11 protein-coding genes are annotated in these 12839 nt (G+C 42.6%); 4 read left to right on the forward strand and 7 right to left on the reverse strand.

Translation table 11 applies throughout. From position 1 onward, the window contains the following. The first annotated feature begins 1 nt into the window (after position 1). The 3 genes from mtgA (at position 2) to MMU05_RS23215 (ending at position 1670) form a co-directional block, all read left to right on the forward strand. Positions 2-697: a monofunctional biosynthetic peptidoglycan transglycosylase gene (gene mtgA / locus MMU05_RS07315; protein ID WP_241141024.1), complete on the forward strand. Its 696-nt coding sequence runs from the start codon at positions 2-4 to the stop codon at positions 695-697. A 143-nt stretch (positions 698-840) separates the two neighbouring features. Beyond that, on the forward strand, positions 841-1428 hold the full coding sequence (locus tag MMU05_RS07320) for a KilA-N domain-containing protein (protein WP_472843684.1): 588 nt from the start codon (positions 841-843) through the stop codon (positions 1426-1428). A gap of 8 nt (positions 1429-1436) precedes the next feature. Further along, a complete protein-coding gene (locus tag MMU05_RS23215; protein ID WP_472843685.1) occupies positions 1437-1670 on the forward strand; it encodes a hypothetical protein in 234 nt (77 codons plus the stop codon). A gap of 32 nt (positions 1671-1702) precedes the next feature. Here MMU05_RS23215 and MMU05_RS07325 read toward each other — a convergent pair whose 3' ends face one another. From MMU05_RS07325 to MMU05_RS07350, 6 genes are all read right to left on the reverse strand, one after another. Then, entirely contained in the window at positions 1703-3220 is a 1518-nt protein-coding gene (locus tag MMU05_RS07325; protein ID WP_241141025.1) for a GH3 auxin-responsive promoter family protein, read from the reverse strand. Further along, positions 3220-3957, reverse strand: a complete 738-nt coding sequence (gene lptB / locus MMU05_RS07330) for an LPS export ABC transporter ATP-binding protein (protein WP_241141199.1) — start codon at positions 3955-3957, stop codon at positions 3220-3222. The genes MMU05_RS07325 and lptB overlap by 1 nt, the downstream gene beginning before the upstream one ends. 2 nt (positions 3958-3959) lie before the next feature. After that, on the reverse strand, positions 3960-5684 hold the full coding sequence (recJ, locus tag MMU05_RS07335) for a single-stranded-DNA-specific exonuclease RecJ (RefSeq protein WP_241141026.1): 1725 nt from the start codon (positions 5682-5684) through the stop codon (positions 3960-3962). Between the two features lie 137 nt (positions 5685-5821). Further along, positions 5822-6406, reverse strand: coding sequence for a YceI family protein (locus MMU05_RS07340; RefSeq protein ID WP_241141027.1), 585 nt, complete (start codon positions 6404-6406; stop codon positions 5822-5824). 114 nt (positions 6407-6520) lie between these two features. Beyond that, positions 6521-9667, reverse strand: coding sequence for a VPS10 domain-containing protein (locus MMU05_RS07345; RefSeq protein ID WP_241141028.1), 3147 nt, complete (start codon positions 9665-9667; stop codon positions 6521-6523). Positions 9668-9757: 90 nt separating this feature from the next. After that, a complete protein-coding gene (locus MMU05_RS07350; protein ID WP_241141029.1) occupies positions 9758-10462 on the reverse strand; it encodes an NUDIX hydrolase in 705 nt (234 codons plus the stop codon). Positions 10463-10557: 95 nt separating this feature from the next. On the opposite strand from MMU05_RS07350, the gene MMU05_RS07355 reads away from it, so the two are divergent. Continuing rightward, entirely contained in the window at positions 10558-12192 is a 1635-nt protein-coding gene (locus MMU05_RS07355; RefSeq protein ID WP_241141030.1) for a carboxylesterase/lipase family protein, read from the forward strand. 142 nt (positions 12193-12334) lie between these two features. Here the strand turns inward: MMU05_RS07355 and MMU05_RS07360 are convergent, their stop codons facing one another. Beyond that, a complete protein-coding gene (locus MMU05_RS07360; RefSeq protein WP_241141031.1) occupies positions 12335-12784 on the reverse strand; it encodes a GlcG/HbpS family heme-binding protein in 450 nt (149 codons plus the stop codon). Between the last annotated feature and the right edge of the window lie 55 nt (positions 12785-12839).

A 12839-nucleotide genomic window follows, 5' to 3' on the forward strand; every position in this document is an offset into this window, starting at 1 on the left:
CATGAAATTCATCAAGAAAATCTTCCGATTCATTTTTAAAATCGCCCTTTGGTTCTTCATTATATCCATTGGCCTAACCCTTATTTATAGATTTATCCCTGTTCCGGTGACACCATTGATGGTGATCCGACTTTGGGAACAGGCTTGGGACGAAAAGAAAGATGTCAGGTTATACAAAGATTGGGTATCTATTGACAATATTTCCAAACACATGCCCCAAGCGGTCTATGCTGCTGAAGACCAAAAATTCTTGGAGCACAACGGTTTTGACTGGAAGGCAATGGAAGAAGCCTGGGAGAAAAACAAAAAAGGAAAGCGCATCAAAGGTGCCAGCACCATCAGTCAGCAAACCGCCAAAAACGTCTTCCTTTGGCCATCTAGAAACCTAGTCAGAAAAGGACTGGAAGCTTATTTTACATTTTTGATAGAAACTATCTGGACCAAAGAACGGATCATGGAAGTTTATCTCAATGTCATCGAAATGGGTCCGGGGATTTATGGCATCGAAGCGGCCTCACAGACTTTTTATAACAGGCCGGCATCCAAACTCACCCGTCAGCAGGCGGCCATGATTGCGGCTGTATTGCCCAATCCAATCCGTTGGTCACCGGCAAAACCAACAGGCTATATCCGCGGCCGACAATCCTGGATTTTGCGACAGATGAATAACCTTGCGCCGATAGGGTTTGGGAGTTGAGAAATCGATTTTTGTTTTGAATTTTTGAAAACTGAGTTCCTTTAGGAAATAAAGGACTAGGTTGTTATTTTTATTTAAGCTGAGTCTAATTGTAGAATTTCAAAATAGCTTGATTTGATCACCCGAAATAAATCTTATTTGATATGGCAAAAAACAGAATACTCAAGGTTGAAAAGCTAGATATCGTTTTGGTTTCCCAAAATGATTCAGATTATATCTCTTTAACTGACATGGCTAGATATAGAGATGCTGAGAGAACAAATTACATTATTCAAAACTGGTTGCGAACAAGAAGTGCAATTGAGTTTTGCGGATTGTGGGAACAGTTAAACAATCCTAATTTTAAACGCATCGAATTCGATGCGTTTAAAAATGAATCCGGGGCAAACGGTTTTTCTCTAACACCTCAGAAATGGATCGAATCCACTAATGCTGTTGGAATTATTTCTAAATCAGGTAGGTATGGGGGGACATTTGCTCACCGGGATATAGCTTTTGAATTTGCATCTTGGATTAGTGCAGAGTTTAAGCTGTATTTGATTACAGAATTTCAAAGGTTGAAAGCCGATGAAAACAATAGGTTAAAATTAGAATGGAATCTGCAGCGAACCTTGGCAAAGGTCAACTATCACATTCATACAGATGCGATCAAAGAAAATTTAATCCCCAAAGAGTTGAGTAAAACCCAAATCAGCCATATATATGCCAAGCCAATGAGGCTGATTTGTTGAATGTGGCAATGTTCGGTATAACAGCTAGGCAATGGCGCGATGCCAATCCAAATACAGTTGGAAATATCAGAGACCTTGCATCTTTGGAGCAACTTGTAGTCCTGAGCAATCTTGAAAGTATCAATGCAGTATTGATCCATCAGGGATTACCACAATCAGATAGATTGGTACAATTAAACAAAATCGCTATCACACAAATGAATTCATTGGTAGGAAACAAAAGTTTGAAAAAATTAGAATAGGTAATCACTTTCCTGACTTCAGGAAGATGGTATCACATCAACTTCAACACTTCCTCAATATATTCCCTGCTATTTGAAAGCCTCGGGACTTTGTTTTGTCCGCCCAATTTGCCTTTAGATTTCAGCCATTTTTCGAAAACACCCTCATGGACAAAATGGATCTTTGGTGCTGTCAGGGCTAGGTCTTTGTACCTCTTTGCATCGTAATCTGAATTGACTTCTCTTAAGGTTGAATCAAGGATCTCGGTAAATTTATCCTGATTGCCCGGCATTGACTTGAACTCTATGATCCACTCATGGGCACCTTTGCTTCCGGAATCCCCAAAGTATATAGGCGCTGCCGTGTAATTGGTAATGGTAGCATTGGTCGCTTCTGCTGCTGCTTGAATGGCCTTATCGGCATTTTCTACGATTACTTCTTCACCAAATGCATTGATAAAGTGCTTGGTCCTGCCGGAGATTTTGATGCGGTATGGCGAGGTATTGGTAAACTTAACCGTATCACCGATGGCATATCTCCAGAGACCACCATTGGTAGTGATTACCATCGCATAGTTTTTACCTACTTCTACCGCTGAAAGCGGCAATACCTTTGGCGATGCTTTGGACATTTCTTCCATTGGAATAAATTCATAAAAAATCCCATAATCCAACATCAACAAAAGTTCTTCAGACTCTTTTTGGTCCTGAATTCCAAAAAAACCTTCTGAGGCATTGTAAATTTCCAAATACCGCATTTTGGAAGACGGGATCAATTCCCGGAATAGTTTGCGGTAAGGACCAAATGCAACTGCACCGTGAAAAAACACTTCAAGATTGGGCCAGACATCAAGGATGTTTTTGGCGTTTTTGAGTTCCAGGATTTTCTGGATCAGGACGATGGTCCAAGTCGGTACCCCGGCGATGCTGACTACGTTTTCATCCATCACCTCATTTGCCATCCGCTCGATTTTGGATTCCCATTCACCCATCAGTGCCACATCCAGACTCGGGGTTCTTGCAAACTGAACCCAAAGGGGAAGATTGTGCATGATGACCGCAGAAATGTCCCCAACCTGGCTTTCACTTTCTCCATTGAATGGATTTTTGGAAAGACTTCCCCCGATACTCAGGCTTTTGCCTGTAAATAGCTTGCTGTCCGGGTAGTTGCTTACGTATAGAGAGAGCATGTCTTTTCCCCCTTTGAAATGGCAATCTTCCAAGGACTCTTCTGAAACAGGAATATACTTGCTCCTGCTCGAGGTAGTGCCTGAAGATTTTGAAAACCAGACGATATCCGAAGGCCAAAGGACGTTTTGGGTTCCTTTCATCGTCTTCTCAATATAGGGCGTTATCTCTTCGTAGCTATGGATCGGAACTTGTTTTGCAAAATCCCTGTAGGAATTGATTTTTGAAAATTTATACTTTTTACCAAATTCTGTGTCTTCTGCTTTTTCGATAAGTTCAACCAAAAGTTTATCCTGAACTTCGATGGGATTGGATTTAAAATTTTCGATCTGACCTATCCTGTTCTTAAAAATCCAGGTCATAAAAGTATTGACGACTTCCATCAGTGAAAAACTTTGCGTTTGAGTACAAATTGTTGTCCTAAATATACCCTTCTGACCTGCTCATCTGCTGCCAATTCTTCAGCAGTTCCGGCCTTCAGCAGTTTTCCTTCAAACATCAGGTAAGCCCTGTCTGTGATGGAAAGGGTCTCGTTGACATTGTGGTCTGTGATCAAAATTCCGATATTTTTGGTCTTCAGCTTGGCGACGATGCCTTGGATTTCCTCCACGGCTATCGGATCCACGCCTGCAAATGGCTCATCCAACAACACAAATTTTGGATCCACAGCAAGAGCACGGGCAATCTCTGTCCGCCTTCTTTCGCCTCCCGAAAGTACCATGCCCAGATTTTTTCGCACATGGGTCAGGCTGAATTCCTCCAAAAGCGTTTCTGTTTTCTCTTTTCTTTCCGCTTTGGTTTTGTTGGTCATTTCGAGTACCGCCATGATGTTTTCCTCCACTGACAATTTCCGGAAAACCGATGCCTCCTGTGCCAAGTAGCCGATTCCCAATTTTGCCCTCTTGTACATGGGAAGTTTGGTGATGTTTTGGTCTTCCAAAAAGATCTCTCCTTCATTTGGTTGGATCAAGCCAACAATCATATAAAAAGAGGTGGTCTTGCCCGCTCCATTTGGTCCAAGCAAACCCACGATTTCTCCCTGATGTACCTCCACGGAAATATTATTGACCACCCTCCGGCCTTTGTAGATTTTAACAAGGTTGTCTGCCCTCAGCTTCATCATCAATCAAATTTTATGTCTTTCACGTACAGTTGCAAGCTACTGTTGTTCCTAAAAGTATTCTCCCGGATTTCAAAAGCCAAATCAAAACGCATTTTTCGGTTCAGCATCTTGTAAATGATCTCATCCGGATAAATGGTTTTGTCAGCCATTCCAAAAGCAATACAAACTGGTTTGGTCTCCTGACCATCCTGCACCACATTGAACCTCAGGTGTTTGTCCTTCAATACACGCACATCTTCGGCATATACTTGGTTTATACAAAATATCGGTTCAGGATTGCCCGGGCCGAAAGGTGCCATCTGTTTCAAAATATTGAAAAACCTGTAATTGATCTGATCCAACAGGATCTCATCATCCACCTCAAGGACAGGTTTCATATGGATTTCATTGATCCTTGCACTGACTACAGCTTCAAATTTATCCTGAAAAGCAGGAACATTGCCCACCGAAAGGGTCAGTCCAGCAGCATACTTGTGCCCTCCAAACTGCTCCAAGAGGTCGCTGCATTCGCTGATGGCTTCGTAGATATCAAAGTCAAAAACCGATCGCGCACTTCCGGTGGCTTTGTTGTTGGACTCGGTGAGGATGATAGTAGGACGGTAATATTTCTCTATACACCTTGATGCAACAATTCCGATTACACCTTTGTGCCAATCTTCTTTGAATAGCACCGTGGTCTTCCTGTGACTGATTTCCTCCATCCCCTGAATCATGCTAAGTGCCTCCTTGGTGATGTTTTCATCAAAGTTTTTGCGGGCAGCATTTACGGTGTCCACGATTTCGGCTCTCGCAAGGGAGTCCTCCAGATCATCAGAGATCAAAAGTTCGACAGATGCTTTGGCATGTTCCAACCTCCCGGAGGCATTGATTCTCGGTCCGATTTTGAATACAATATCTGAAATTTCTATTTCCTTTTCTATTTTGCTCCTCAGGATCAGGGCTTTCAGTCCTGGTCTTGGATTGTTGTTGATCCTCTCGATACCATAAAAGGTCAGAATTCGGTTCTCTCCCGTAATTGGCACTATATCGGCGGCGATGCTTACGGCTAGAAGGTCAAGATATGCCATCACCTTTGCCGGATCGTCTTTTCTGTAAGCAGAAAATGCCTGTATCAATTTAAATCCTACCCCACATCCACTCAATTCCTTGTAAGGGTATTCGCAGTCATTTCTCTTCGGATCCAAAATAGCCACCGCAGGTGGCAGAATATCTCCAGGTGTATGGTGGTCACAAATGATAAAATCGACTCCAAGCTCTTTGGCCAAAGCTACCTTTTCTATGGCTTTGATCCCGCAATCCAAGGAAACGACCAAACTGAAATTGTTCTCAGCTGCAAACCGTACACCTTTCTCGGAAATGCCATATCCCTCTTTGTACCTGTCAGGAATATAAAAACTGACATGGGAATAAAATTGCTTCAAAAACCCATAAAACATGGCCACGGAGGTGGTCCCATCGACATCATAATCTCCGTAAACCAGTATTTTTTCCTCTTTTTGGATAGCCAATGCCAATCTCTCCACAGCCTTGTCCATGTCCTTCATCAGATAAGGATCATGTAACTTATCCGGATCCGGTCTAAAAAAATCTTTCGCTTTCTGAAAAGTATCCACCCCCCTGTTGACAAGCATATTTGCCAAAGTCTGGTTGAGGTTGATTTCTTTTCCCAGAGATTCGACGGCTTTAGGATCTGCTTTTTCCCTGATTATCCATTTATACTCCATTTGGCTAAATTACTAAAGTGTTTGCCTTTATTACCTTTGCTTTATCCAAATATTTAGGAAATAAATATCTAGAAGCCTGAAAAATCAAAAAGCCCAATTCCTGAGGAGGAATTGGGCTTCAAAAATAAATATTTTAATCAATTCATTGCTACCAATTTGACATCCAAGGTGACATCGTCATAGATCAGCTTGTCAGCCAAGTCTTCAAAATAACTACCTGAACGGTATTTGATATCGTATTTGGTTCTGTCAAAAGTGATGGTGCCTGTCGCGGTGATTTTATTGCCTGCGACCTCTACTTTAGCGGGAAAAGTGACAGGAGCGGTGATGCCTTTGATAGTCAGGTCTCCCGTGATTTCGTAATCTTTGCCGTTGGAAGATTTAGCCTGCTTGATAACAAATTTTGATTTATTGAATTTCTCCACTGAGAAAAAGTCATCAGACTTCAAATGGTCAGTCAACTTTTTGTTGGAGCCTGCATCGGTGATGTCTTCAACAGTCAGTGCAGTCATGTTCATTTCGAAGGAACCGCCGGTGATTTTTCCATTGGCATAATCAAGTTTGGCATCAGAAAATGGCACTTTGCCATAATGCTCTCCGGTTACTTTCTTCGCTTTCCAAGTAAGGGTACTTTCCGAAATGTTTACTGTAGTCGGCACAGGGCTATCCACAAAAGTGAGCACTGAAGTCAACAAAATAATTAATGAGGCAAGGATTTTCATAATGTGTAATTGTTTTGGTTTGGAGTAAATATAAAAGAGAGGTTTTTTGAACCTCTCTTTTAGACTCATTTGAAAGCAAAAAGTTTAATTATTGATAATTTTTTATTTCTAAGTTCATTCGATAATCACAGCGGGAAGATTCTGCGCCTTGAATTTTTCATTGTATTGCCAAATATCATTTTTAATTAGGAGTTTCAAATCCGATTTATATCCTGCCCATTCTTCATCCAAATCAGCCAAGCGTTGCTTAGAACCAGCCGTCAATCTTGGGTCATGCACATCGACGGTACTCCTTAAGTCAAAGTATTGGGCATTTAATTGACTTGGGAAATTGATAACATCCTGGAAATTTCCCTGACGGGTTTCTACGAGTTTTGCTTCCCAATCAACCAATTTTTGGATCAAATCCTCTCCGGCCTGATAGAGTTCTTTGGCATCTTCTTTTTCTTTTAACAAAGAATTATGATGCTCTAGCTGACTTTTGACTTTCCTCATGTCATTCACGGATTGGTGGATATCGGTTACGGATAAAGCTGCATTTTCAAGCAATTCCTGTTGATCTTTCCAATGTTGAGAGCTGATGTTTTTGAGATTTGGATCCTGAACTACCTCTATTTCGGTTTCGGATATGGCCCCGTTATAACTTAGCCTTGCTTTGTATTTTCCCGGAGCTACGCGGTGGCCGCTATAATCACCATAGACAAAGGCATTGGGTATGTCCAATAAAGTTTCACCTCTAAAATTCCATGCAAATCTGTTCAATCCTTTTTTGGAAGGGATCACTTGTTCGGGTGAAGGCCCGCCGGAGAAAGGTTTGAAACTCTCATCCTTTATCGAAGAATAAGACCGGATGACCTTGCCCGACCCGTCCATGATTTCAAGTGTCACTTCCATTGAATCCACTTTTTCGGGCAAATAGTAATCCAAGATCACGCCCGAAACAGGATTTTCACCGATTCCCGGAGGAAGATCCATCCAAGAAGGAATGTATCCTTCATATTTGTAGGTTGGCTTTGGGGAATAAATTTTCAAGCTTGAGAAATTACCTTTTGACTGCTGCAGGGCACTCAAGTCATCCAAAATCCAAAAAGCCCTTCCTGCTGTGGAAACAACCATGTCATTCTCAGCAAAAGCGATGTCTGTAACCGGAACTACAGGAAGATTCAATTGAAGTTTTTGCCAATTTGACCCGCCATTGAAAGAAACATAAAAACCCCTCTCCGCCCCTCCATATAAAAGGTCCTTCACTTTTCGGTCTTCTCTGATCACTTTGATAAAATCATCCTTGTCAACTCCTGCATCTATTTTGGACCAGGTTTTTCCATAGTCAATGGTTTTGAAAGACATATTGGAAAAATCGTTGAACTTGTAGCGCGTGGCGGCCACAAATGCCGTTCCTTTTTCATGAGGAGATACTTCTATAGATTGGATTAGACTTTCGGGTAGTCCCGCAGGGGTAATGTTTTCCCAGGTTTTTCCACCGTCCTTGGTGATATAAACCAGACCACAATCACTTCCAGTATAGATCACCCCTTTTTCATGGATGGATTCTATGACATAGCTTAGGGTGTTGTAGTTTTCGCCACCCGCGCCTTCATTGGTGATCGGTGCGCCACCCGGTCCCTGTTTAGATTCCTCATTTCTGGTAAGGTCAGGGCTGATTTCTTCCCATGATAGGCCTCCGTCAGTAGTTTTGAAAAGAATATTTCCACCATGATAGATGGTGTTGTAATCATGCGGAGAAGCTATTACAGGCGCATTCCAATTGAAACGATACCTCATATCCTTGGCATCATAGGCCAAAATATTGGCGGGATATTGACGGATATCTTTGCTGTGGCCGTTTTGGGTATTGAGGACATCTATCAAACCCTGATAACATCCCCCATAAAGCATGACAGGATTCTTGGGGTCAAAAGCAATAAAAGCCGATTCGCAACCCGGACCGATAAACCAATCCTTATCTGTCAATCCGATGTAATTGTTCCTGCTCGCAATAACCAGGGAAGTATTGTCCTGCTGTCCGGCATAAACCTTATAAGGAAAACCCGCATCAACATTCACCCTGTAAAATTGGGCGGAAGGCTGATTGTCCTGAGTGGACCAACTTTTGGCACCATCATAAGTAATCTCAGCACCACCATCATCTCCCAAAATCATGTTCGCTGGATTTTTGGGATTGATCCAAAGGTCATGCGTGTCAATATGCCTCACAGGCACTACGGAGAAATTTTTTCCACCATCTATGGATTTGGTCAAAGGGGAGTTGAGTACATAAACCACATCGGCATTTACCGGGTCAGCCGCCACTTCCATATAATACCAAGACCTTGAAGTCAACAATTGGTTGTTGGTCATGTGTGTCCAAGTCTCTCCTCCATTATCCGAGCGATAGACTCCGGCTACTGATTTCTCAGCTTCCACTATGGCAAAAACCCTATCTGAATTGGCCCTTGAGACACTGACACCGATTTTACCCATTTCCGTCGGAAGGCCAGTATTGATTTTTGCCCAAGTATCTCCACCATCTACAGATTTCCAGATGCTACATCCTGCACCGCCACTTTGTACCTGCCACGGCAATCTGCGGTATTCCCATGTAGCGGCATATAAAATCCTCGGATTATTGAAATCCATACTCAAGGATGAAGCTCCCGTATTTTGATCCACATACAATACCTTGGTCCAGGTATTTCCCCCATCTGTACTTTTATAGATCCCTCTTTCCTCACTCGGTCCATGTGCCGCACCCTGAGAAGCTACAAAAACAATATCAGGATTATGGGGATGGATGATGACATCTGAAATATGCCGGGTCTTTTCCAAACCCATGTTTTTCCATGTTTTACCGCCATCTGTAGACTTGTATATGCCATCTCCAAAAGAGGTCATCACTCCACGGATAGCGTGCTCGCCCATGCCAACATAGATCACATTTGGATCGGATTCACTGACAGCGATATCTCCCACAGTACCGGTCTTGAAAAAACCATCTGAAATGTTGTGCCAGGAAATTCCTGCATTATCGGTTTTCCAAAGTCCGCCACCTGTGTAGCCTACAAAAAATACCTGATCATTGTTAGGAACGCCTGAAACGGCATTAGACCTGCCTCCTCTAAAAGGCCCAATGTTCCTCCATTTGAGTCCTTGATACAATTCCGCATCAAATGCCGGGGCAGGCGGAGGAGTGGATTTTCCTCTTTGGGAAAAAGAAGGAAAAGACATGAGCAGCATCATGCCAAATAATATTAGTTTTTTCATTCTATGGTCTGGTTGATTGGTGTTTTTGAATTTGGTGAAAAAAATTTAGAAAATATAATGAAGAGATTGAATCCAAGAATATTTGAGATGCTAGACCTTCCTAAAACTATACAGATACGGTGCTTTGTGGCTTTTGCCGGTGTATAATTTTTCATGTCTTTCAAGGATATCTAGCCCTAGCATTTTTCTCTGAAAGGTGGTTCTTCGGAGTTTTTGGCCAAAAATAGCTTCATAAACCTGCTGCAGCTCATTCATCGTAAATCTCTCCGGAAGCAGATTTCCTCCGATAAGTTTCCGTTCCAAATTTTCCTTTAAAGTTTGCAGGGCTTTCTTTACGATCGCATTGTGGTCCAAAATCAGGTTTGGCAGGTTTTCGATTTCATACCATGCAATAGAATCCGACAATTCATCCGGGGTCAAGATTACTTTTTCAAAGTCAATCAAGGCAAAATAGGAGACCGAAATAAACCTGTCCAACATCCAATGGTCCGAATCCAAATGAAAACCATTGGCTGCCAAAATTGTCTGCATCACCTCAGGCCGGAACCTTGCCATATTTCCAAAAGTGTAAAACTGCTCCAGGTAGATATTGTCCAAACCTGTCCTTTCTTTCAATCCACGTTTGGCCGCTTCATCGAGGTCTTCATTCTTCCCGACAAAACCTCCGGGCAAAGCAAGCCAACCGGTATCATGGTATTCCATCAGCAGGATTTTCAGCTTTCCTTTTGAGAAACCAAAAACAACCGAATCAAATGCGATATGGGGTAAAAAACCCTGCGTTTCGAGAACTGTCATACTTGGGGGCTGATGAATAATCCTTCAAGTAAATAGGAAAAATGTTAACAAACAATTATTATTGTCTCATTATGAGACAATAGATTTAAATCGATATGAAAAATAGCTTACTCACTCTTGTTTTCTTCCTTATGGGTTCATATGCATTGTTGGCCCAAGGAAAAGACGCATTTCCTGTACAAACAACGATCAAAAACGGCACCATTGAAGGGGATTACAATACCAAAACCGGAATTCAAACCTACTTCGGAGTTCCCTTTGCAAAACCTCCTGTTGGAGATTTGAGATGGAAAGCACCACAACCGATGGACAATTGGTCTGGTATAAAAGTGACAAAAGAGTTCGGCCCACGACCCATGCAAAAGCTCGTTTGGGGAGACATGAATTCTAGGTCCAACGGAGTCAGTGAAGATTGTCTTTACCTGAATCTGTGGACTCCTACAACAAGATCAAGTAAGGATTTACCTGTATTGGTCTATTTCTTCGGAGGTGGATTTGTGACGGGAGACGGTTCAGAACCGAGATATGACGGTGAAAGTATGGCCAAAAAAGGGGTTGTCGTCGTGACTGTCAATTATAGACTCAACATCTTTGGCTTCCTTGCCCATCCAGAACTGAGTGCTGAGGCACCGTACAAAGCATCTGGAAATTATGCTTTGTTGGATCAGGCAATGGCCCTGAAATGGGTCAATGAAAACATTGCTGCTTTTGGCGGAGACCCCAAGAAAGTTACCATTGCCGGCGAATCAGCAGGTTCGATTGCTGTCAGTTACCAAATGGCTTCCCCATTGTCTAGAAATCTGATAGCAGGAGCAATCGGAGAAAGTGGGTCAGGTGTTTCAGCTTTGGCCCCGACCACTTTGGCAGAAGCTGAAAAAATAGGAGTGGAATTTCTACAGAAATTCGGCGTCAAAAGCATTGCCGAAATGAGAAAACTCCCTGCCCGAGACATCTATGAGATGTATAAGGATTCACCAGGACTTAAATTCCCGGTTGTCCTCGATGGCCATGTGCTTCCAAAAAGTTTGGTAGAAATCTTCAATGCACGTGAGCAAGCACCGGTTCCATTGCTTTTGGGTTGGAATACACAGGAATATCCTGCTACTGCTTTCATGCAGGGATTGCCATATACCAAAGAAAATTTCATCACGAAGGTAAAGCAGGCTTATCCCAATGATTTTGAGGAAGTGTTGAAGCTGTATCCGCATGAGACAGAAGAGCAGGTGGCTTACTCTGCTATGGATTTGGCTGGTGACAGGTTTATTTCTTATAGTACTTGGAAGTGGTTTGACCTTCACCGCAGCAACTCCGACCAACCTGTCTACAGATATTTGTATGCCAAGTTGAGACCGCCTTTGGTGGATGAAACTTTGGAAACCGGATTGGCCGGAGGAACTTCCAAAAGAGCAAGCAATACTCCTCCAAGACCAAAAGACCTTGGCGCTCCACATGCCGCCGAAATCGAGTATGCGATGGGAAATCTTGACCGCATCAAAGAATTTGCCTGGACAGAAGATGATTACAAAACCTCTGAAACCATGTTGGAATTCTTCACAAATTTTGTGAAAACCGGTAATCCAAATGGAGAAGGCCTTCCCGAATGGCCCAAGGCATTGCCAAAGGATGACAATCCTCCTGTGATGGTGATCAATACAGAATCCAAAACTATCAAGGCCGCCAATGATGCAAGGTACCGGTTCCATGACAGGTTCTTCAAGAACAACAAATAACTTCGCTCCCTATTAAACCATAGCCCCTTCTGATAATTTCAGAAGGGGATTTTTTTTGCGCCCACTATGATTTTTTGAATGATTATATAAAACCTTCCAGGAATGATTTTTAGATAAAAATTTTAATTAGATCAAGACAGCCTTACAATACAGCCAACCCCGCAGCTGCCACGATGCCATCTTGAACAGAGGTCACTCCTGAAACCCCGATTGCCCCGATTACTACTCCATCCTTTATGATGGGAACTCCTCCCTCCGAAGCAAAAACATTCGGCATGGATAAAGGACGGTTATTTCCCTGTGTGACCTGATCTTCAAAAACCTTAGATGCTCTTTTGTAAAAAACAGCGGTTTTGGCTTTGGTCTGTGCCAGGTCAATGCTCCCCAACTGAACCCCATCCATCCTTCTCAGCGTAATCAGATGTCCGCCATCATCCAAAATCGCAATCACCACATTCCAGTTTTCCTGTTTGGCTTTGGCTTCGGCTGCGTCAGCCATCCGCTTGGCGTCTTCTAAAGTAAGTACTGGTTTATGTGTTCCTTGGGCAAAAGCAAAAACCGGAAGGAGGAATAAAACGGTTAGTAAGAGCATTTTCATAGTATTTTGGATTTGGTGGAAAATCGGATTCCCTTCTAATTTAATGATT

Origin of the sequence: Cognataquiflexum rubidum, assembly GCF_022538115.1 — a bacterium.
GTDB classification, from domain to species: domain Bacteria; phylum Bacteroidota; class Bacteroidia; order Cytophagales; family Cyclobacteriaceae; genus Cognataquiflexum; species Cognataquiflexum rubidum.

Bases quoted from the DNA above. Each gene is read 5' to 3' on its own strand.
- mtgA (WP_241141024.1), top strand. From the start codon at position 2: ATGAAATTCATCAAGAAAATCTTCCGATTCATTTTTAAAATCGCCCTT.
- MMU05_RS07320 (WP_472843684.1), top strand. From the start codon at position 841: ATGGCAAAAAACAGAATACTCAAGGTTGAAAAGCTAGATATCGTTTTG.
- MMU05_RS23215 (WP_472843685.1), top strand. From the start codon at position 1,437: ATGTTCGGTATAACAGCTAGGCAATGGCGCGATGCCAATCCAAATACA.
- MMU05_RS07325 (WP_241141025.1), bottom strand. From the start codon at position 3,220: ATGGAAGTCGTCAATACTTTTATGACCTGGATTTTTAAGAACAGGATA.
- lptB (WP_241141199.1), bottom strand. From the start codon at position 3,957: ATGAAGCTGAGGGCAGACAACCTTGTTAAAATCTACAAAGGCCGGAGG.
- recJ (WP_241141026.1), bottom strand. From the start codon at position 5,684: ATGGAGTATAAATGGATAATCAGGGAAAAAGCAGATCCTAAAGCCGTC.
- MMU05_RS07340 (WP_241141027.1), bottom strand. From the start codon at position 6,406: ATGAAAATCCTTGCCTCATTAATTATTTTGTTGACTTCAGTGCTCACT.
- MMU05_RS07345 (WP_241141028.1), bottom strand. From the start codon at position 9,667: ATGAAAAAACTAATATTATTTGGCATGATGCTGCTCATGTCTTTTCCT.
- MMU05_RS07350 (WP_241141029.1), bottom strand. From the start codon at position 10,462: ATGACAGTTCTCGAAACGCAGGGTTTTTTACCCCATATCGCATTTGAT.
- MMU05_RS07355 (WP_241141030.1), top strand. From the start codon at position 10,558: ATGAAAAATAGCTTACTCACTCTTGTTTTCTTCCTTATGGGTTCATAT.
- MMU05_RS07360 (WP_241141031.1), bottom strand. From the start codon at position 12,784: ATGCTCTTACTAACCGTTTTATTCCTCCTTCCGGTTTTTGCTTTTGCC.